The sequence below is a fragment of the Ktedonosporobacter rubrisoli genome, assembly GCF_004208415.1.
Taxonomy (GTDB): Bacteria; Chloroflexota; Ktedonobacteria; order Ktedonobacterales; family Ktedonobacteraceae; genus Ktedonosporobacter; species Ktedonosporobacter rubrisoli.
Map to the genome: position 1 here is coordinate 2846495 of NZ_CP035758.1, position 18907 is coordinate 2865401.

An 18907-nucleotide genomic window follows, 5' to 3' on the forward strand; every position below is an offset into this window, starting at 1 on the left:
TCCCGCTTCTACGGCTGCCATGAGGCAGGGCAATTCGCCAGATCGCCTTGTATGCCTATAACTGGGTACTTGAAACGTAAAGTCCCTGGAAGCACGCCATGGCTTCAGACTTCTCTTTCTCCGGCGCCAGCCTGGAGCGACGGAAAGTAGCCATCAGTACCTGTATTCGGTAAGTAAGAAGTCTTTTGCTATACTGAGAAAGAGGGAGGAAGATTCCTCTTGCGCCTTTTCGGCAGCGGCCCGCCAGAAATTACTTTTTTGAAGGAGCGCAAAACTGGGTTTAATGTTGTTATGAGGGAAGAGATGAGGGAAGAGAGAAATATCAATCAAGAGGGAAGAGATCAGCGCCTTACAGAGCAGGAGCTGGCTGCCCGTGACGAGACTATTCTAAACTACCTGCGCCAGGGATGGACTAATCAGCAGATTGCCGAAGTTTTACATATACGACCAGAGCAACTACGGCGTATCATTTATCGTCGCCTCTTCGTGACCTATGATGTTCATACGCGTGCTGAGCTTGTGGAGACGGTCCCTCTGGAGCAAGAAGAGGAGCGCGACCTGGCCGAATACTGGACCGCATCCTATGACTTTAGCTATCAGGAATGTCGGATAGCAACGCTCCTCTATCAAGGGCTCAACAGGCGCGAGATCGCCGAAGAACTCTGCGTGGCCGAATCTACAGTACGCAATCATCTCCATCGTGTCTATCAAAAACTGGGAGCCTGCCATCGGGCTCGGGCTCTCTATGTGCTGGACTCAGCAGTAAAAAGCTTGCAGCAGAAAATATAGCTTGCGATAAAATTAGTGTAATATTATAGTGGGGTTTGCTGCCGAGAATAACGCCAATAGCTTAATGGCCAGGCTATATGTAGTTATAACGATACATAGCCTGGGCTTGTCCATCCTGTTTCAAACCTCTTAAGAGGCCTCAGCGCGTTCTTGAAGGGCCAGCTTTTGCCCAATCCGCAGTTTTCACGTTATGCAGCTTTGTGCTTCCAATCCCTGGCTGGAAGCAGGGCTACATGTGCCACTGTGTTCACAAACTATACAGAATACCAGTTGACAAATCGCTCTATTTCTTGTATGGTTAGCTACAAGAGTAACTAACCAGGGCGGTAGTAAAAAATGGGATACTTGATAGATGATAGCCGTCCGATCTTCGTGCAGATAGCCGAGCGGATCGAAAGTGACATCATCGAAGGAGGGCTACCCGAGGGGACGCAGGTTCCTTCAACCAATCAGTTTGCCGCCTTTTACCAGATTAATCCGGCAACTGCGGCGAAAGGAGTCAATCTACTGGTGGACCAGGGTATCTTATATAAGAAGCGGGGAATTGGTATGTTTGTGGCTGAGGGAGCCCGTGAGCAATTGCTAGAGAAGCGTAGAGAGCAATTTTTCGAGCAGTATGTGGTGACGATGATCCGAGAGGCCGCTAAGCTAGGCATTAGCACAGAGCAATTGACGGAGATGGTGCGCAGAGGAGAGAAGGTGCGATGAGCAAAGTGATTGAGGTCCGTCAATTAACGAAGTTGTATGGAAATGTGCAAGCAATCAAAGAGATCAGTTTTTCCTTAGAAGAGGGAAAGATATATGGGCTGCTCGGGCGTAACGGCGCGGGCAAGACGACGCTCATGCAGATCCTGACCGCCCAGATCTTTGCCAGCAGCGGAGAACTGAAAGTATTCGGCGAAGTACCCTATGAAAACAGTCGTGTGCTAAGCCAGATCTGCTTTGTGAGAGAGAATCAGCGATTTCCCGAGGCTTTTCGCGTAATTGATATGCTCAGTGCTGCCGCCTCTTTCTTTCCCAACTGGGATCAAGAATATGCCACGGCTTTATGCGATGACTTTCAGCTACCCTTGAAGCGAAGACTGAAGGCCTTATCCAGGGGGATGCTCTCGACCGTTGGCATTATCATTGGCCTGGCCAGCCGGGCGCCGCTGACCCTCTTCGATGAGCCGCACCTTGGCCTTGACGCGGTAGCCAGAAGCATATTCTATGATCGCTTGATCGAAGATTACACCGAGCATATGCGCACGATTGTGCTCTCTACGCACCTTATCGATGAAGTGAGTCAGATGTTAGAGCATGTGCTTGTCATAGATAGGGGAAGGTTGCTTATCGATGAAGATGCCGAGACGTTGCGCGAACGTGCCTTTACTGTGGCGGGAACAGCGGGCAAAGTTGAGGCTTTTGTGAGCGGGAAAACTGTCGTTGCCCGTGAGGCGTTAGGTGGGCTGGCTTCGGTCACGCTGATGGGGAGGCTAGAGGCTCGGGAGCGGGCGCAGGCCGAAGATCTCGGCCTAGAGCTAGCGCCAGTTTCATTGCAGCAGCTTATCATCCATCTGACCGGTGGAGCGCTGAGAAGAAAGGCGGAAGAGATCTCGTGAAGCAAATAACTGGCGTTATGAATATACATTTCAGAAATAGCCTCACCTGGTTTGCTGCGCCAGCAATGATTATGTCTCTTAGCTTTGTGGTGGCGCTGGTCATTAGCCTTGCCGCTGGCAGAGATGCGGGAACGTATTCCGGCGGAATGATCTCGATCTACATTTTTATGTTTGTCGCTGGCACAGTAATGGTAAAGGATACCTTTCCTCTGGCGCTTGGCTTCAGTGTGCGGCGGGTTGATTACTTCCTGGGTACAACACTCTCCATACTTGCGATAAATTTCGTCTGGGCCGTTGCTCTGACGCTCCTCTCGTTTATCGAGAGCGGGCTGACCGGCGGCTGGGGCTTGAATATGCATTTCTTTCATCTGCCATATATGAGTGATGGTACCCTCCTTGCACAATTCTGGAGCTATTTTGCGATCCTGGAGTCTCTGAGTTTTCTTGGCTTGACCGGCGCTTGCATGGCTCAGCACTTCGGCCAGATCGGTATGTATGCATTTTTTATCTTTCTCTTTGTAGCGTGCAGCGCGGGCGCGCTTGGGTTAACCTATCTCCACAACTGGAGCAATTTTTTTGCCTGGTTTGCCCAACACTCGCTCAGCGCGCTCGCTTTGTGGTTGATTCCGTTTATTCTTGTCTGTGTACTTCTCTCATATGCGCTCTTGCGCAGAGCGGTTGTGCGTTAGTGCACAATCGAGCTGCGCAAAGATGGCCATTCTTTCTGGACCATTGGTCATCCTGGCAGAGGTTCTGAGCGAGGGTGTAGAGCTGCTTTTCCTAAGCTCTGTCTGGGCATCTTCTCGTCAGGACGAAGTGATGAGCGAACTAAAATTGGAGAAAGAGAAAGTAAAAACGTCTATTCTATGTATAGCAATTTAAAATCCTTTGTTGTTTTGATCTGTCTGCATTTCTCAGTTTTATAAGAAAAGGAGCGAATAGTGGGGCTCTTAGTTGACCAGATAAATAAATCCTTTGGCGAGGTCCGGGTGATCAAAGATCTCTCTATGGAAGTGAGAGAGGGCTCAATCTTTGGTTTTCTAGGTGCCAATGGAGCCGGCAAAACAACTACCATGCGCATGATCCTCGATATCATTCGGCCCGATAGCGGCAAGATTACCTGGAACGGTCAGAATGTGAACAAGGTGCCACGTAATAGATGGGGCTATCTGCCCGAAGAGCGCGGCCTGTATCCCAAGATGATTGTAGAAGAGCAATTGCTCTTTCTGGCTCGCCTCAATGGTCTATCGAAGCAAGCTGCAAAAAAGGAAATGAACGAATGGTTCGAGCGCTTTCAGATCAATGCGAACCGTAAAAAGAAAGTCAGCGATCTTTCGAAAGGCAACCAACAGAAGATTCAGTTTCTGGCCACTGTCCTGCACGATCCAGACATTCTGATTATGGATGAGCCCTTTAGCGGCCTGGACCCAGTTAATGCCAGCGTGTTGAAAGAGGCATTTCTAGAGATGCATCGGCGCGGCAAGACTATCATCTTCTCAACTCATCAACTGGAGCAGGTCGAGGAGATGTGCGAAGATGTCCTGATTATCAATAAGGGCCAGAGCGTTGTGCAGGGTAATGTACGCGAGGTCAAGCGTCAACATGGGCGCAATGTCCTGCGCCTTAAGTTGGATAATGATCCCCAGGCTTCCTGGCTGGATGCCATAGACGGCGTGCAGGTTACCAAAAGGCGCCAGGATTATATTGAGATGCAATTAAGCCACGGTCTCAATCCAAATTTTATTCTGTCCGAAGCTTTGAGGCGCGGCGCTTCAGTTAGCCGCTTTGAAATAACTGATCCTTCACTTACCGACATTTTCATTGAACTGGTGGGCTCCATTGCCCTACCGGATGCTCCGCTGAGCGTACCGGCGGCATACTAGGGACTAGGAGAAAAGAGAAGCATGGCAAAGTCAACTCTTACGCCAGAAGATCAGCGCGAGGAAGTTACCTCTAGTGCGCGCTCGCCGCGACAAAATAGCTTGCGCAATATTGGTCTGATCTGTGAGCGCGAATATAAGAACCAGATTACCCGGCGAAGCTTCGTTATTAGCACGGCTATCTATCTGCTAGCCGTGATCGTGGGGTCCTTTGTCCCAACAGTCATTCAATATATAAACGCGCAATCAGGTTCTGAGCAGAACAGAATCACTATCGTCAATAATGCTGGAAGCGTGGCAGGGATGAATGATGCGGCCCTGGCCCACTATATCGAGACCAACCTTAATAATGGACAGCCAGGGCAAAGTCTCGGTCCGAGCGCAGCGCAGAGCGCCAATTTTACCGTCCAGACTGGTGCCCCTGCCGACCTCAATAGTTTGAAGAGCGAGGTAAGGGATGGCAAGCTGAAGCTCTTGCTAGTCCTTGAGCGCACGGAAAAGCAGGATATCAGCTTTACCGATTATACAGCCTCGGATAGTGCTGTAGATAGCAGCACAGCGCCGCTTCAGAATGTGGCTCACCAGCTGAGCATTCTGGATCGCGCAGAGCGCTTCCATCTAAGCTCTACCCAGATAAATAGTGTGCTGGCTCAGCCTCAATTTACCCTGAGCAATCTTAAGCAGGATCAGAGCGACCGTTCCACAGCTGACATAGTTTTAGGCTACATTCTGGCTTATGTAGGCGCAGTTATAATCTTCATATCAATCGTCACATATGGAGCTGGCGTGGCCCAGGGCGTGGCTGAAGAGAAGAGCAATCATATTATGGAGATCTTAATCAATGCGGCAACCCCTTTCCAGTTGATGCTAGGTAAGATCATCGGGATTGGCGCGGCAGGCTTGACCCAGATGCTGGTAACTGTACTGACCGGCATTATTATGCTAGCCATTCAGACGCCGATCAAAGCTGCTCTGCTGGGAAGCGCGGCTGTGACTGGCATGAGCATTAACATAACAGGTTCCGCTATTAATATGCTTTTGCTCCTGCTGCTCTACTTTATCCTGGCCTTCCTGCTCTATTCCTCGCTCTATGCGGCGGCTGGAGCTCTGGTCAGCCAGCCGGAGGAGGCGCGCAATGCTGGTGGTCCTATCAATCTCCTTTTCATGATTGGCTACTTGATAAGCGTCTCTGTGGCGGCAATTCCAGGAGTGCCGGATGCGCTCTGGGTCAGAATTATGTCCTATGTTCCCTTCTGGTCGCCAACGCTGATGTTGATGCGTATCGGGGCCGGTAAGGTGGCCTGGTGGGAAATCTTGCTCACAGTTGTGCTGATGCTCGCGGCTTTCCCCTTCTGTGCCTGGATCTCGGCGCGCATCTATCGTGCCGGCATCTTGATGTATGGGCAGCGCTTTAGCCTCGGCAAGCTTATCAGGCTAAACGGCGCCGGCTAATCCTTGCCGAGACGAGGCTTGCTAGCGGGAACTTCTCGCGCCAAAGAAGAGGGTTAGGGACTAAAACGGAGCTTCTATTCTGCGGGCGGATATGCGCTTAAAGCGGGATAGAAGCCCGCGCCTTTTCAGGCCGGCTCCAGAAGCTTGAAGAGGGCTGCAAGACCATTTGTCAGGGCCTGGCGCTCTCCAGGGCCTAATTGGCTGAATAGGCCTTGATAGTGTTCATGCAAACGCTGCTGAAGTTGGAGTGCAATACTCTGCCCCTGCTCTGAAAGATAGAGGAGGCAGAGGCGGTTATCTTGTAGATCGCGCATAGGTGTAATCCATCCGCGCTGCTCCAGCTGATCGACGAGCCGGCTGATGGTGCTTTTCTCAAGGGAAAGCTCGCAGCCGAGCTCGCGTTGAGAGAGCGGGGCCCGACTTGCCAGCACGTTGAGCGCCAGGAATTCCGAGAGCGAGAGCGACCAGCCCGGTAAGATCCTGGCTGGCTGATGCAAGCCGAGCTCGCGAAACAGATCAAGCAAAAGTTGTTCTAATGGTTTCATTTTCATGTCTGTACCAGGGTCATGCATGGTATTGGATTGACTCTATGGTGTGCTACAACTATATTACCCGGCTTCGACAAATCTCCCTGCCTCTAGCTGGTAATTTCCTCATCCTGGGCGGGCTGAAGTAGCCTGTCCAGGCCACGCGTGATCTCAGAAAGAGGATCGCGCACGCTCTGGTACAGCACATAATAGCTTGAGCGTTCGGATCTTAAGAAGCCCACGTCTTGCAGCATTTTCACATGTTTTGAGATGCCAGCTTCCGAAAGGCCAAGCAGGCCGGCAAGCTCACGCGTTGAACGTGGGCGCTGACTGAGAAGCTGCAGAATTTGCATGCGCGTCGTATCCCCGGCGGCGCGTAGAAGCTTAAGCAAGCGCTCAGGGGGAACCGGGGCATTGCCCTCTTCATGATACTGTTTGATCGAGTAGGCGATCGCATGTAGTACATCCCGCCCATAGATGAAGGAGAGGCGCGGCCAGACGTAGGAGGAAGGTATCAGGAAAAGAGGATTGCCAGCTTTCTTTTCCCAATGGCCTTGCGCGGGATAGAGCATAGTAATATTGTTCTCCTCCTCATATATATTTAGCTGAGGGGCAAGTGAGCTGAGAACTTCGCGCGGACCATACTCAAAGAGCAACTGGCCCCGTTGTTGAATATCGCGCAAGAGCAGCTCCTCCAGTTGCGGCCATTGTGGCGCGAGACATACCTCCCAGTACTGCAAGAAAAAGGCAAGAAAGCGCTCCTGGCTTCGTTGCGGGTTCGTTAGAAGTTCCTGAACCATCTGGACAGAGGCCGGGTGAATCTCTGCGGTTTGGGCCAGAATCTGCTCCTGTAGTTCGGGCGAACTGGAGATCTGTTCGAGAGGATAGTTGAGCTCATCCATATCGTGGCCGAGGATTGCCTGGTTAAGCACCCGCTCGGCATAATCCTGCGCCGCTAGTTCTTGCGTTACACGAAATTCCTCAGTAAAAGGCAAGAAGTCTGAGCCCAGCGATAGCGAGCTGGCAAAGATATCGGGTATCATCCTGGCGAAAATGATGCCAAACGCTGAGACCTCGGCTCTAAGCGCGACTGGCATTTGCTGGCGTATCTGCAGAACCCAGGCCAGATGCAGGGGATGATATTTACTTTTAGCCAAAACTTGTAAGCTGCGCACCGCTTCCTGTAAGGGCGAGTAGCTAAAGGCCAGCCGTTCGGCCTGCGGCGAGTCAAGATGTATTATGCGTGTCATCACTTCTCGCTTTCTGATTTGCTGATTAGCTAAAAAGTTGCATTGCCCTTTAGTTTACCGTATGCTCAAAATGAAAGCAAGAGCTTTTGGCAGAAGTATATAGAGTAACAATAAAGGATGGAGGAAAATTGTGCAAAATAGTAAAGTGATGCAAGAACAAATCTCTCCCCGTGAAATTATCGAAGGATTAGCACAAAGCTTATGTGAAAATTATGTTTTTCCTGAGCTCGCTCAGCAGATAGCCGCTACACTGCGCCAGCGCCTCGCAGACGGAGCTTATGATGGCATTCTTGATGCCGACCAGCTAGCCAAAGTGATTACCGAGCACCTGTATGAACTGAGCCATGATAAGCATCTGCGCCTTTTTTACAGGCCCGAAGGCGTCTCTGAGCATATTCGGGAAGATCAAAGTTATCCAGCAGAGGAAATTGAGCGTATACGCGTGCAGGGCATAGAGCAGAGCTTTTATATGAAGAAGGTCGAGATCCTGGAGGGCAATATTGGTTACTTTCGCTTCGATAGATTTATGCATCCATACTTTGCCGGCGAGAACATGCAAGCCGCTATGACCTTCCTTGCTCACACCAGGGCCCTGATCATCGACTTGCGCTACAATGGCGGCGGCGACTCAAGCATGGTGCAGTTTCTTTGTAGCTATTTCTTTGCAGCTTTAGAGGATGAACAGGTACAGCTCACCGGTATATATGAGCGCAAAAAGGATCTCTTGCGCCAGCAATGGGTTATGCCCTATGTGCCAGGTCCTCGTTACCTGCAGAAGCCGCTCTATGTGCTGACCAGCCAGAATACTTTTTCCGGAGCTGAAGATTTTTCCTATACCCTGCAGCAGCTGAAGCGCGCCTATATCGTTGGCGAAAGGACGAAGGGCGGAGCCAATCCAGGGTTTAAATATCCCATTACAGTCAATTTTGAAACTATGATTCCCTCGGGCCGTTCGATCAATCCCATTAGCGGCACAAACTGGGAAGGGACTGGCGTCACGCCAGATTTGGCCGTCGCCGCGGAAGAGGCGCTGGATGTCGCTTATCGACGGGCAGCTTCTTAAGCGAGCTGACGATGCTCTCTCCAATTGACTCGCGTAGCTAAAAGAGCTCAAGCCGGGCTTTCCATCTCTGCCTCCGATGTTCCCTGCGCTTCGCCAGCCTCGGGTTAAGGAAAACCAGATTTAGGAAGGCCCGCAAGTTTTGTACTTCCCCTTGACAATCCTCAAGGTTTGGCATACTATAGAAACAGGTTTACGATATAAACTAGTTTCTATGGAGGGGATAATGGAAAGTTACTCCTTGCGATCACTGAAAGAAGTGCAGCAGCTCACCCAGGAATATGCCAGCTACTCGCAGAGTAAGGGCGGTTTAGGGCATGTCCTGGGAGGAGTGGTAGGTCTGGCCATTTACCTGCTCAATGGCCTGGTTGGGCCGGGATTGCTCACCGCCATACTCACGATTGCTCTCACCTTAAGCTGGCTATTCGGAAAAGAGATCCTGCGGCGACTCTTGTACAGAAAGTTTGGCCAGGCTCAGGAAATCTGGACAGCCGAAGCCCGTAAATGGCATAGAGGAACCATTATCTTTATAATCCTGATATTTGCCATCGTTGGCATCGTATATATCTGGCTTAGCAGGATGAGCAAACCTTCCGACTGGCTCTATATGCTCTTTGTCGTGGCCATGCCCTTGATTGCCTGGCGCTATCTGCGTACCTGGGAAGAGTTTTCCGTAGGGATCTTTCTGCTCTGTGCCTGTGCCGTGACCGGCGGAGGAGGAGCCTATGGCCTGCTTGATGGCCCATGGGTCGCAGGAATAGCCCTCATTATGATCTTCAAGGGTTTTAGAGAGCATAGTAAGTTTAGGGCCCTGGCCGCGCGGCTGCAAGCGCAACTGATGGTGAAGGAATAATGGCTATTCCTGAACAATCTCAAGCAGATGACACGATTGTTATCAAGGATAACCTGCAGCAGGTGCTCTCCCTCGATCGCACCATACACGAGCCAGCACGCCTGGTTATTCTCGCGGCCCTCAATCAGGCTGAAGAGGTTGATTTCAAATTCCTCGAAGCCATTACCGGCTTGACCAAAGGGAATCTCAGCCGTCAGGCCTCCAACCTTGAGGAGGCGGGATATATTCAGATCCGCAAGTATTACAAGGGTAAAGTACCTGCGACAAGTTATCGCATTACGCCACAGGGCCAGCAAGCCTTTGCAGCCTATTGGGCCCAAATGGCAAGCTTACAGCAAAGTTTACAAGGTAAGAGCCAGCCTTCTGCCGAAGATGAGAACCAGGAGGAATAATTATGAAGGAACAGAACGAAACAGCACGGAGGCGATCCTTTTCGTTGGGCCTCTACCTACTAATCGTATTCGGCCTCTCGTGGCCATTCCAGATCGTCAGCGTTATCTGGGGCAGAAATCTATTGTTAATCATTGCCCTCAATGCTAGTGCAATGATGATGGTTACTGTAGGTACATACATTTGTGGCCGCTACATCTTTGGCGATGGCTTTAAGGGTGCAGGCTGGAACTGGGGGAAGCCACGCCACTACCTGGCGGTGCTTGGCCTGGCGGCCTTCCTCTGGCTGGTGCCGGAAGGCATAGATCTGCTGGCCGGAACGCTCAAGCTGCCAGCTCATCTGAGCCTGGTTCGCTTCTGGCCTGTGCTGCTACCTTTTATCACGCTCATACCCGGCTTTGGCGAAGAATTTGGCTGGCGAGGCTACATGCTGCCTCGTCTCCTGCAACGCATGAGCACGCGCAGAGCTATTCTGCTCCATTCTTTCATCTGGTGGTCCTGGCATCTTCCGCTTACGGTCGGGAATACAGTTATGGGCGCCATCGCCAAGGCAGTTCCTGGGCCGACCATCATTATTACTGCCGTCTCTGTGATACTCTTGAGCGTAATACCGGTTGTCTGTCACGGCATTCTTTTCGCCTACATCTGGAATCGGGCCCATAGCCTGGCGGTTTCTAGCGTATATCATGCGGCCTTTGATGGTATGCGTGATGCCCTTGGCGCAATAATTGGCCTGGGGCCGACAGCCGGGATCTGGGCGAATATTGTCCTGCTCGTGCTGGGCCTTATCCTATTGTGGAAAGGCGATTGGCGCAATCTTCACACCTGGTCACAAGAAGCCGCCTCTGAAAATCCAGCGTCATACGCACATACGGTCGACACCTTGTGATAGCTTGCCTGAGACGAAATAGAGAATTGGAACCCTTCTAGCTAGCGAACAAAAATATACTATAATAACAGGAAGCAAGGTCTGCTTCCACATGGAAGGATGCCGGCACACTTAAAGCATGGAGGGACACTGGTGCGCTATCATCTCAAAGAACGCTTTCTCACCATCAAAGATGACTTTGTAGTTCGCGATGATCGAGGAGAGATTGTCTATGATGTAAGAGGAACCTTCTTACACATAGGGGACTACTTACGCATCTATGATCGAAATACCGGTCAAGAAGTATGTAGCATCAAAGAAAAAGTCTTTACCTATCAAAAGCAGTATATGTTCTATCAGCATGGATCTGAAGTAGCAACCATCAGGAAAAAGGGCCAGGTCGAGCATCGTAACAATTTTTTCGAAATCGATTGTGCCAGTGGCGTCGTTCTGCAGGTTCATGGCAATTTCAAGGAGTGGGATTTCGAGATCATAGATCAGTACGCTCGGCTCTACGGACATATTAGCCGCGAGTTTGCCTTTTTAAGCGATCACTATACGGTTGATGTGCCAGATGGTATAGACGCAACGTTTGTCCTGGCAATTGCTGTTGTGCTGGATGAGATGCGCGAAGATGGCGTGAAGACTCAGTAATTGCTCTTCGTCGGCTCTACTTCTCAAAGGCGATTTGCAAGTAGATGTCAAGAGAGGCTGGCATGCTGAGAGTTTTTGTCAGCCTCTCCTTCTTGCCAGCGGAGGGCACGCGACATAGGAAAAATGTCCTGATCAGTTTTCAACATTTTTCTTGAAACAATAGAGCTACATTCTAGCGGTTTCCATGAAAAATCAGCACGTCTCCTACAAATTAGATCAGATGTTTTAGTTATTTTACCTCATCAGCTCCGTTCTGTATTATGAAGCCCTTTGTACGGCGCTTGACAGAAGCCGTATGCAAAGGTAGTCTCTCTCTGGGAGAAAGGCGAGAGGTGCAGCCGAATCGGGGTTCGACTGAGAATCGAGGCAATTGCGAATCGAAACATGCAAAGTAGCGAAAGCTAGTAAAGAGAGAAATGCTGCAGCCAACTTTCTCCAGGCTGACGGGTGAGGGATCGCAAGCTATTCCCCCCAGTGAATTTCTGCTGGCGAATATGCGCTGTTGCGATACTTGTACAGAAAATATTAAAATGTGTAGTTGTTGCTCTAAAAATCCATTAAGAAGAACAAATAAGCATAATCACGACGAAGCGAGGGGATAGAATGTCTCTGCAAAGTGATGAAACGATCCTGGCTGCCCTATTAGCCAGAATGAACGTTCAGCCTACTCGTATTACATATAACAGTCAATCTCAGTTGATTGAACTGGCGCTTCCCAGGCTTGCGCTTACGTCTTTGCCTGAGGAATTTAGCCAGTTGCGCAATCTGCAAACTCTTGATCTATGTGGCAATCAGCTCAAGGACCTGCCCGAAGTGATAGGGCAATTGCTGCAGTTGCAGGTATTGCGCCTGGAAGAGAACGAGTTGGAGGAGTTGCCGGAAGGGCTAGGGCAATTAAAGAATTTAAAAGAGCTCTATCTGGGCAGGAATCGCCTGAGAACAGTATCAGAGGTGATATGGCAGTTGCCAGAGCTGCAGATCTTAGAGCTTGAAGAGAACGAGTTGGAGGAGTTGCCGGAAGGGCTAGGGCAATTAAAGAATTTAAAAGAGCTCTACGTAAGTAGAAATCGCTTGCGAAGATTATCGAAGGCGATGTGGAAACTGGCTCAGCTGCAGGTGTTACGCCTGGGCGAGAACGAGTTGGAGGAACTGCCAGCAGAGCTGGCGCAATTGCAGCAGTTGCGCGTATTGGATCTCTGTAGCAATCAGTTCAGAGAGCTACCGGCGGCGGTATGGCAGTTGCCAGAGCTGCAGATCTTAGAGCTTGAAGAGAACGAGTTGGAGGAACTGCCAGCAGAGCTGGCGGGGTTGCGCAATCTGGAAGAGCTCCGGCTACACAGAAATCGCCTTAAGAAGCTGCCCGATGCGCTTTGGCTCTTAGACCAGCTGCAAGTGCTTGATCTGGGTCGCAATCAGCTCGAAGAAGTGCCCTGGGAACTGGGGCAGCTGAGCAACTTGCAAGAACTGAGCCTGCGTGGCAATCGGCTTCGTGAGCTGCCGGCGTCTCTGGGCTGGCTGAAGAATCTGCAAAAACTTCAGCTTGATAGGAATCGCCTTGAAGAGCTGCCGACAACCATGGATCAGTTGCCCGGCCTGCAAGTGCTTGATATCAGTGTAAATCTGTTGCGTGAGATCCCAGAGGGATTGGGACGCTTACATAGCCTGCAAGTTCTGTATCTGTTTGGCAATCGCCTGGAAGCGGTGCCGTCCAGCCTTGGCCAATTGCAACAGCTCCAGATCCTGGATCTTGGGCGAAATCGCCTTGAAGAGATACCGGCTGATCTGGGCCAACTGCATGATCTGCAAAAGTTGGATCTAGGTGCTAACATGCTCAGAAAGGTTCCGATAGAGCTGTGGAAGTTACGCAATCTCCAGGTTTTGTATCTGTTCGGTAACCATCTGAAGGAAATTCCCGCTGCTCTGGGATACCTGATCGAACTGCAGGTGCTCGATCTCAACCGAAACCAGCTACAGGGAGTGCCAGCCGAATTGGGTCAGTTGTGTAATCTGCGCGAATTGCACCTCAAGCGCAATCAGCTGCAAGCCTTACCTGCGGAACTTGCCAGCTTGCGTAATCTGCAAGTACTCGACCTTGAAGAGAATCACTTGCAAGAATTACCGCCCGAGCTGGGCCAGCTTTCTAGCTTGCGCAGTTTGCACCTCAGCAGAAACCAGCTGCGCGAACTGCCCCGTGAACTGGGACTGTTGTATCGTCTCCAGGTGCTGAGTCTTGAGGAGAATCAGCTTGAGAAGCTGCCGCCCGAGCTGGGCCAGTTGCAGCAATTACAGATGCTCGACCTTGATGGCAATCAGTTGCAAGAATTACCTAATTCGTTAGGGAAGCTGCATAATCTGCAACGGTTATATCTGCGAGGAAATCAGCTCTGGAATATCCCTGAAGAGCTAAAGCAGCTGCAAAAGATCCAGCGCTTTACTGATAGAGTGCCGGCATTTTTCGAGCAGGAGCAAGGATAGGTTGTCTTGATTTCGTTGTCTTCAATAAGAGAAATGAGGAGCGTGGCCGATCCGCTGCTTGCGGTATGCCTCGCGCTCCGGTCGGCTGAAGCTTGGCTCGCTTATACAGATATAGCTTGCTTCATAAGCCCGCGTATGATATAGTAGCGCCAGATCCCGCTAAGAAGGAGGTGCCCCCGATGGGTACCATCATCACCTCAGGCCATAGAGCTGCTCTGGCTTGAGGATACATGCTTCATGTTCTGGTGCGAAAAAATTTCATAGGTCCTCTACGCTGACTATCGGCATATGCTGATAGCCTCTATACGTTCGCGCTATTGCATCAGGACAATGGATCTGGGATAGATTTTTCGATAAAGCCAATCCTTCCCCGGCCCTGTGCAATTTTTTTTTGCCCTCCTTTGTGCCGCTATAATTCTCAGCCAGCTGCTAGCAACGACTTTCCCTTGATGGCATTATTGTGTCTTTTTTGTGCAATGGCCGATCAGCTCAGCCTCATGTCCTGGAAGACAGGGAAACTTATAAGCATGGTATTGATGCGCGCATGCACCTCTGGCATGAGCCTGGCTGACGGTAGCGCATATAGAAGGAAGAGGAACAACGGATATGCGTTGGCAGCTTCGAGGCTTATGGCGTAATCAAGATTTTGTGAGGTTATGGCTCGGTCGTACCGTCTCGAATGTAGGCAATGGTATTACAGGTCTTGCCCTTCCCTTAACTGCTGTGCTTATTTTGTCGGCTACGCCCTTGCAAATGGGCATCTTAAGTGCGTTAAGCGGCTTCTCAACGTTGCTTTTAGGGTTGTTTGCCGGTACCTGGGTTGATCGCTTGCGTTGTCGTCCAATAATGATCGCCACTGATATCGGGCGGGCCCTTCTCTTAATCTCCATCCCTCTGGCTATGCTAGCCGGCGTGTTGCGCATAGAGCAGCTCTATTGCGTTGCCGCTCTGCTGGGGATATTGACAGTGTTTTTCAATGTCGCTGATGCCTCGTTTTTGCCGGCTCTTCTGTCGCAAGAAGAGTTGGTAGAGGGCAACAGTAAGCTTGCTATGGCCGATTCGCTAGCTGAGATAGGAGGACCATCGCTAGCCGGTCCGCTTGTTCAGCTCTGGGGCGCGCCGCTGGCAATTATTGTGGATGTGCTTACCTTTCTCGGCTCGGCCTGGTGTCTGTTCAGGATAGCGAAAAAAGAAGTGAAGCCGCTCGTCTCCGCAACTTCATCGAGTTTCTGGCGGGAGAGCTTTGAGGGGCTGCATTTTGTATGGGGAAACTCGCTCCTACGTGTGCTTGCTTTGAGTGCCGGGCTCTTTAACTGCTCTGGGATGTTCGTGGGCACGCTTTACGCGCTCTATGTTGTCAACGATCTGCACGTAGCGCCGGGCTGGCTGGGTCTAATAGTGGCCACGGGAGGCTTGAGTTCTCTACTGGGTGCATGGATAGCCGAGCGCGTGATCAGTCAATTTGGGATTGGGCCGACGATTGGAGGCGCGCTGCTGCTCTATGGGCTTATCGGCCTGCTGATTCCGCTGGCCCAGGGACCTATGCTTATAGTGATCTTGTTGCTCTTTATGAGCCAGCTGCTAGGGGATATTGCGGTAATGCTCCATCTCATTGCGGAATTAAGCCTGCGCCAGTCGTTGATTCCGCAGCATCTGTTAGGGCGTGCCAATGCCTGCATACAGCAGCTTACCCAGGGCGTAATGCCGTTGGGGGCCTTGCTGGCTGGAGTGTTGGCCGAAGGGCTTGGTATACGTTTTACTCTCCTATTAGGCCTGCTGGGTATTATCCTGGCTGGTCTCTGCCTCTTGCTTTCGCCGGTACGCAAGGTGCGCACCCTGGAGTAGAAGCAAGCTTTATGGTTGCTCTAGCCATAGAGAACTGAAGTCCAGCACTTTTCACAGTTCGGTAAAGACGACGATACCCCTATTAGCTATCAGGGGTATCGTCCCGTGTTCTGAGAGGAGGATAGCTTAGATGGCTTGCCAGATCTGAATCGTCTGATCCCGGGAAGCTGAAGCTACGCGTGTGCCGTCAGGAGACCAGGCAAGGGAGACCACGGGAGCAGAATGGCCCGCGTAGTTTGTGATCACCTCGGCCTTACTGCCACCATCGGCTGTAGGGCTGAGTTTCGCAATCTGAGCTATATTCTTGCCAGTATTTGCTGTAAGATCGCCGCCAGCGCTAGCGATATATTTGCTATCGGGCGAGAACGCTACTGTAAGCACCGAGGCAGCTGCGCTATCATAGCTGGCAATGTTTCGGCCGCTAGTGTCCCAAACGCGAATCTTACCATCATTATGGCCTGAAGCGAGAAGCTTGAGATCTTTCGACCAGGCAACTGCTTCTGCTCCTAGAGGGCGCGTAGAGATAAAACCCTCAGGGCGCAGGTTTTTCCCTGTCTGGGGGCTCCATAGCGCCAGACTTGGTATGCCGCCACTTGACTGTGCCTCACTCGCTGCTGAAAAAATAGCATTTCCATTAGGGGCCCAGGCGAGCGAGGCAACCGGGGCCTTATGACCTTTGAAGGTGAGCACCGCCTTACCGCTAAGCGCTTCCCAGATCTGGATAGTTGTATCTGCACTCCCAGACGCGATATAGCGCCCATCGGGGGACCAGGCAACAGTATTAATGCGGCCCATATGTCCGCTGTAGTTGAGAATGTGCTTGCCGCTGGAGATGTGCCAGACACTAGCCAGGGGAGGATTTGCCTCGTTGTGGCCACCGCCGCCAGCCACCACATACTGACCGTCTGGCGATAAGGCCAGGCTGAGGAAGGTGCAAGCACCTTGCAGAACGGTCTGGATCTGGCCGCTTGTTACATTCCAGAATTGGACATTTTTGTTATTTCCAGCCGAGGCCAGCATTTGGCCATCAGGGAGCCAGGCCACGGCATTAGCAACCTGGCTCTTAATGGTAAGGAGCTCGGTGCTGGCTTTTGCCGGGGCCGACATTTGCGTGGGGTGCTGGGAAGTAGTCATTTCAGCAGTTCCATTGGAAGACGGTGAAGTCAAATCTTGTGGGCTTCCGCAGGCGGCCACAGTAGCTCCTAACAGGCCCAGAAGCATGGCCCGGCGCGTGATGCCGCGAGCGGGCCACAAATGCGGAGGAAATTGATCTGCTCGGGGTGAGGGCATGTGGGGGTGTAACATGGAAACAGAACCTTTCTATAAGAAAAAGTATGTTGCTCGTCCCTGAGCAACATACTTAAATTTTTATTTGCACATCTTATAGATAGACGGAATTGGTTACATCTATCTATCTAATTGCCTCCATATACTACCAGTAGTATGCCGGCTTTGGATGTAGGCTCTTTTACATGTATTTTGTGGAATATATCATAATACTCTTTTATTCCATTATAACCAATTCGCAAGTCTTTTTGAGATAAATGAGCACGTTTAAAAGCCATGCCGCTATAAAAGCTCTCATGAGAAGAACGTGGGCAAAGCCGCTTAGTTGTATATGGACTTGAGGTTAGATGTGACTATTCTTGAGAAGTATGTAAAGAGATAATGCAGGAAAGTCTCTAACTTGTAGCTAAAGTTTCGTGCGTATGCATAGATGATGAAATAGACTGAAGTTAAGGTGGGAAGGGTGAAGAACTTGGTGGTAAGAAACGATACCTCTTGAGTTAAATGGGAGGTATCGCTCTATATTGTGAGAAGAGGATAGCTTAGCTCATCCTTAAGAATATTTTTCTGAAAACTTTATCTCATCATTTGCCCTCTGGGAAGCCCTTATTGCAGACATTTGTGATACATTTCTGCAGCAATATTAGCAATATCGGCGTTTAGATCCCAGGATCGGCTTCGCGCAAGCTCCCCGCAGCCCTCCAGCGTACCTGGCCGGCTGCCTTGTGGTCCATCCAATGACATGCGGCCCTATCTCATCGCAAAGTCGCTTCGCCGGCATTGGCGCGTCTGGCGCGAGAAAGTGAGCTTGCCAATCAGGCAAGTTTTACCATTCGGCGACAGCTCCATCGCTGGTGCGCCAGATAGGATTGTGCCAATCATGGCCCGTGAGTGCCGCCTTACGTACTGCCTCTTCGTTAATTGAGATGCCCAGCCCTGGAGCGCGCGGAATCGCAACGTAGCCCTCCTGGTAGCTAAAGACCGCAGGATCTTCAAGATAATCAAGTAGATCGCTTGTGGTATTGTAATGAATGTTCAGGCTTTGTTCCTGGATCAGCGCATTGTGCGTGCAGGCGTCAATTTGTAGGCAGGAGGCCAGAGCCAGGGGACCCAAAGGACAATGAGGGGCCAGCGCAACATCATAGGCTTCGGCCATAGAGGCAATCTTTTTTACCTCAGAAATACCCCCGGCATGTGAGAGATCGGGCTGAATAATGTCCACGTAGCCTGAGTGCAGCAGATGCTTGAAATCCCAGCGCGAGTAGAGCCGTTCGCCCGTGGCAATAGGCGTCGTTGTGTGATGGGCAATCTCGCGCAAAGCTTCCTCATTCTCTGGAAGTACTGGCTCCTCGATAAAGAGCGGGTGAAGCGGCTCTAGCTCTTTGACCAGTATCTTAGCCATGCTTTTGTGGACGCGACCGTGAAAGTCGATAGCGATACCGAACTCTCGTCCAGTGACCGCGCGTACTTCATTGACTCGTGCCAGCACGGCATCTACCTTATCAAACGAATCGACATAGTGCAGCTGGTCAGTTGCATTCATCTTAATTGCTGTAAAGCCTGCCTCAACTTTCTTACGCGCATCCCGGCCCACGTCAGAAGGGCTATCGCCGCCGATCCAGGCATAGACACGGATTTTATCGCGCAGCGCACCACCTAAAAATTCGTGTACCGGCATACCAAAATGCTTGCCTTTAATATCCCATAGAGCCTGATCGATGCCAGCAATTGCGCTCATTAGAATTGCTCCGCCGCGATAAAATCGTGTACGGTAGAGGACCTGCCATATATCCTCGATGCGTAATGGGTCCTGGCCGATAAGATACTCACCGGCTTCACGAACCGCGCAAGCTACTGTTGCGGCATGGCCCTCGACTACCGGCTCGCCCCAACCGTCGATACCGCTATCTGTAGATATTTTTAGAAAGAGCCAGCGCGGGGGGACCAAAAATAACTCTAATGAGGTAATCTTCATA

17 protein-coding genes are annotated in these 18907 nt (G+C 50.9%); 13 read left to right on the forward strand and 4 right to left on the reverse strand.

Features of this window, described 5'->3' with window-relative positions:
- Window positions 1-303 precede the first annotated feature (303 nt).
- From EPA93_RS12925 to EPA93_RS12950, 6 genes are all read left to right on the forward strand, one after another.
- Window positions 304-789: a response regulator transcription factor gene (locus EPA93_RS12925; protein WP_207229527.1), complete on the forward strand. Its 486-nt coding sequence runs from the start codon at window positions 304-306 to the stop codon at window positions 787-789.
- 336 nt (window positions 790-1125) lie between these two features.
- Window positions 1126-1497: a GntR family transcriptional regulator gene (locus EPA93_RS12930; RefSeq protein WP_129887922.1), complete on the forward strand. Its 372-nt coding sequence runs from the start codon at window positions 1126-1128 to the stop codon at window positions 1495-1497.
- A complete protein-coding gene (locus EPA93_RS12935) occupies window positions 1494-2390 on the forward strand; it encodes an ABC transporter ATP-binding protein (RefSeq protein WP_129887923.1) in 897 nt (298 codons plus the stop codon). Before EPA93_RS12930 ends, EPA93_RS12935 begins: the two co-directional genes overlap by 4 nt.
- The gene (locus EPA93_RS12940; protein WP_129887924.1) at window positions 2387-3079 is read left to right on the forward strand and encodes a hypothetical protein; all 693 of its coding nucleotides are present in this window, start codon (window positions 2387-2389) and stop codon (window positions 3077-3079) included. The genes EPA93_RS12935 and EPA93_RS12940 overlap by 4 nt, the downstream gene beginning before the upstream one ends.
- Window positions 3080-3331: 252 nt before the next feature.
- Entirely contained in the window at window positions 3332-4273 is a 942-nt protein-coding gene (locus EPA93_RS12945; protein ID WP_129887925.1) for an ABC transporter ATP-binding protein, read from the forward strand.
- Between the two features lie 21 nt (window positions 4274-4294).
- Complete coding sequence (locus EPA93_RS12950; protein ID WP_129887926.1) at window positions 4295-5722, forward strand: ABC transporter permease; 1428 nt, start codon at window positions 4295-4297, stop codon at window positions 5720-5722.
- 125 nt (window positions 5723-5847) lie between these two features.
- Here EPA93_RS12950 and EPA93_RS12955 read toward each other — a convergent pair whose 3' ends face one another.
- Together EPA93_RS12955 and EPA93_RS12960 are read right to left on the reverse strand one after the other, a co-directional pair.
- The gene (locus EPA93_RS12955) at window positions 5848-6267 is read right to left on the reverse strand and encodes a MarR family winged helix-turn-helix transcriptional regulator (protein WP_165423061.1); all 420 of its coding nucleotides are present in this window, start codon (window positions 6265-6267) and stop codon (window positions 5848-5850) included.
- 92 nt (window positions 6268-6359) lie between these two features.
- The gene (locus EPA93_RS12960) at window positions 6360-7499 is read right to left on the reverse strand and encodes an ArsR/SmtB family transcription factor (protein WP_129887928.1); all 1140 of its coding nucleotides are present in this window, start codon (window positions 7497-7499) and stop codon (window positions 6360-6362) included.
- Between the two features lie 130 nt (window positions 7500-7629).
- Here EPA93_RS12960 and EPA93_RS12965 point away from each other — a divergent pair, with 130 nt between their 5' ends.
- The 7 genes from EPA93_RS12965 to EPA93_RS12995 all read left to right on the forward strand — a co-directional run bounded on the left by EPA93_RS12965 (window position 7630) and on the right by EPA93_RS12995 (window position 15644).
- Window positions 7630-8562, forward strand: coding sequence for a S41 family peptidase (locus EPA93_RS12965; protein ID WP_129887929.1), 933 nt, complete (start codon window positions 7630-7632; stop codon window positions 8560-8562).
- A 223-nt stretch (window positions 8563-8785) separates the two neighbouring features.
- Window positions 8786-9412 carry a hypothetical protein gene (locus EPA93_RS12970; RefSeq protein WP_129887930.1) on the forward strand — a complete coding sequence of 209 codons (627 nt, stop codon included), beginning with the start codon at window positions 8786-8788 and terminating at the stop codon, window positions 9410-9412.
- A complete protein-coding gene (locus tag EPA93_RS12975; RefSeq protein WP_129887931.1) occupies window positions 9412-9804 on the forward strand; it encodes a winged helix-turn-helix domain-containing protein in 393 nt (130 codons plus the stop codon). The genes EPA93_RS12970 and EPA93_RS12975 overlap by 1 nt, the downstream gene beginning before the upstream one ends.
- A gap of 2 nt (window positions 9805-9806) precedes the next feature.
- Window positions 9807-10691 (forward strand): CPBP family intramembrane glutamic endopeptidase, encoded by an 885-nt coding sequence (locus EPA93_RS12980; protein WP_129887932.1) that lies wholly within the window; start codon window positions 9807-9809, stop codon window positions 10689-10691.
- Window positions 10692-10790: 99 nt separating this feature from the next.
- Window positions 10791-11324, forward strand: a complete 534-nt coding sequence (locus EPA93_RS12985) for an LURP-one-related/scramblase family protein (protein ID WP_129887933.1) — start codon at window positions 10791-10793, stop codon at window positions 11322-11324.
- Between the two features lie 603 nt (window positions 11325-11927).
- Complete coding sequence (locus EPA93_RS12990) at window positions 11928-13799, forward strand: leucine-rich repeat domain-containing protein (protein ID WP_129887934.1); 1872 nt, start codon at window positions 11928-11930, stop codon at window positions 13797-13799.
- A gap of 606 nt (window positions 13800-14405) precedes the next feature.
- Window positions 14406-15644, forward strand: a complete 1239-nt coding sequence (locus EPA93_RS12995; RefSeq protein ID WP_129887935.1) for an MFS transporter — start codon at window positions 14406-14408, stop codon at window positions 15642-15644.
- Window positions 15645-15770: 126 nt separating this feature from the next.
- Here the strand turns inward: EPA93_RS12995 and EPA93_RS13000 are convergent, their stop codons facing one another.
- Both EPA93_RS13000 and dgoD read right to left on the reverse strand, forming a co-directional pair.
- Entirely contained in the window at window positions 15771-16949 is a 1179-nt protein-coding gene (locus EPA93_RS13000) for a WD40 repeat domain-containing protein (protein WP_129887936.1), read from the reverse strand.
- An 808-nt stretch (window positions 16950-17757) separates the two neighbouring features.
- On the reverse strand, window positions 17758-18906 hold the full coding sequence (gene dgoD / locus EPA93_RS13005; protein WP_129887937.1) for a galactonate dehydratase: 1149 nt from the start codon (window positions 18904-18906) through the stop codon (window positions 17758-17760).
- Window position 18907: the final 1 nt, after the last annotated feature.

What these genes read in the sequence shown, in the direction of transcription:
- EPA93_RS12925 (WP_207229527.1), top strand. Translation starts at nt 304, where the DNA reads ATGAGGGAAGAGAGAAATATCAATCAAGAGGGAAGAGATCAGCGCCTT.
- EPA93_RS12930 (WP_129887922.1), top strand. Translation starts at nt 1,126, where the DNA reads ATGGGATACTTGATAGATGATAGCCGTCCGATCTTCGTGCAGATAGCC.
- EPA93_RS12935 (WP_129887923.1), top strand. Translation starts at nt 1,494, where the DNA reads ATGAGCAAAGTGATTGAGGTCCGTCAATTAACGAAGTTGTATGGAAAT.
- EPA93_RS12950 (WP_129887926.1), top strand. Translation starts at nt 4,295, where the DNA reads ATGGCAAAGTCAACTCTTACGCCAGAAGATCAGCGCGAGGAAGTTACC.
- EPA93_RS12955 (WP_165423061.1), bottom strand. Translation starts at nt 6,267, where the DNA reads ATGAAACCATTAGAACAACTTTTGCTTGATCTGTTTCGCGAGCTCGGC.
- EPA93_RS12960 (WP_129887928.1), bottom strand. Translation starts at nt 7,499, where the DNA reads ATGACACGCATAATACATCTTGACTCGCCGCAGGCCGAACGGCTGGCC.
- EPA93_RS12970 (WP_129887930.1), top strand. Translation starts at nt 8,786, where the DNA reads ATGGAAAGTTACTCCTTGCGATCACTGAAAGAAGTGCAGCAGCTCACC.
- EPA93_RS12975 (WP_129887931.1), top strand. Translation starts at nt 9,412, where the DNA reads ATGGCTATTCCTGAACAATCTCAAGCAGATGACACGATTGTTATCAAG.
- EPA93_RS12980 (WP_129887932.1), top strand. Translation starts at nt 9,807, where the DNA reads ATGAAGGAACAGAACGAAACAGCACGGAGGCGATCCTTTTCGTTGGGC.
- EPA93_RS12985 (WP_129887933.1), top strand. Translation starts at nt 10,791, where the DNA reads ATGCCGGCACACTTAAAGCATGGAGGGACACTGGTGCGCTATCATCTC.
- EPA93_RS12990 (WP_129887934.1), top strand. Translation starts at nt 11,928, where the DNA reads ATGTCTCTGCAAAGTGATGAAACGATCCTGGCTGCCCTATTAGCCAGA.
- EPA93_RS12995 (WP_129887935.1), top strand. Translation starts at nt 14,406, where the DNA reads ATGCGTTGGCAGCTTCGAGGCTTATGGCGTAATCAAGATTTTGTGAGG.
- EPA93_RS13000 (WP_129887936.1), bottom strand. Translation starts at nt 16,949, where the DNA reads ATGTTACACCCCCACATGCCCTCACCCCGAGCAGATCAATTTCCTCCG.
- dgoD (WP_129887937.1), bottom strand. Translation starts at nt 18,906, where the DNA reads ATGAAGATTACCTCATTAGAGTTATTTTTGGTCCCCCCGCGCTGGCTC.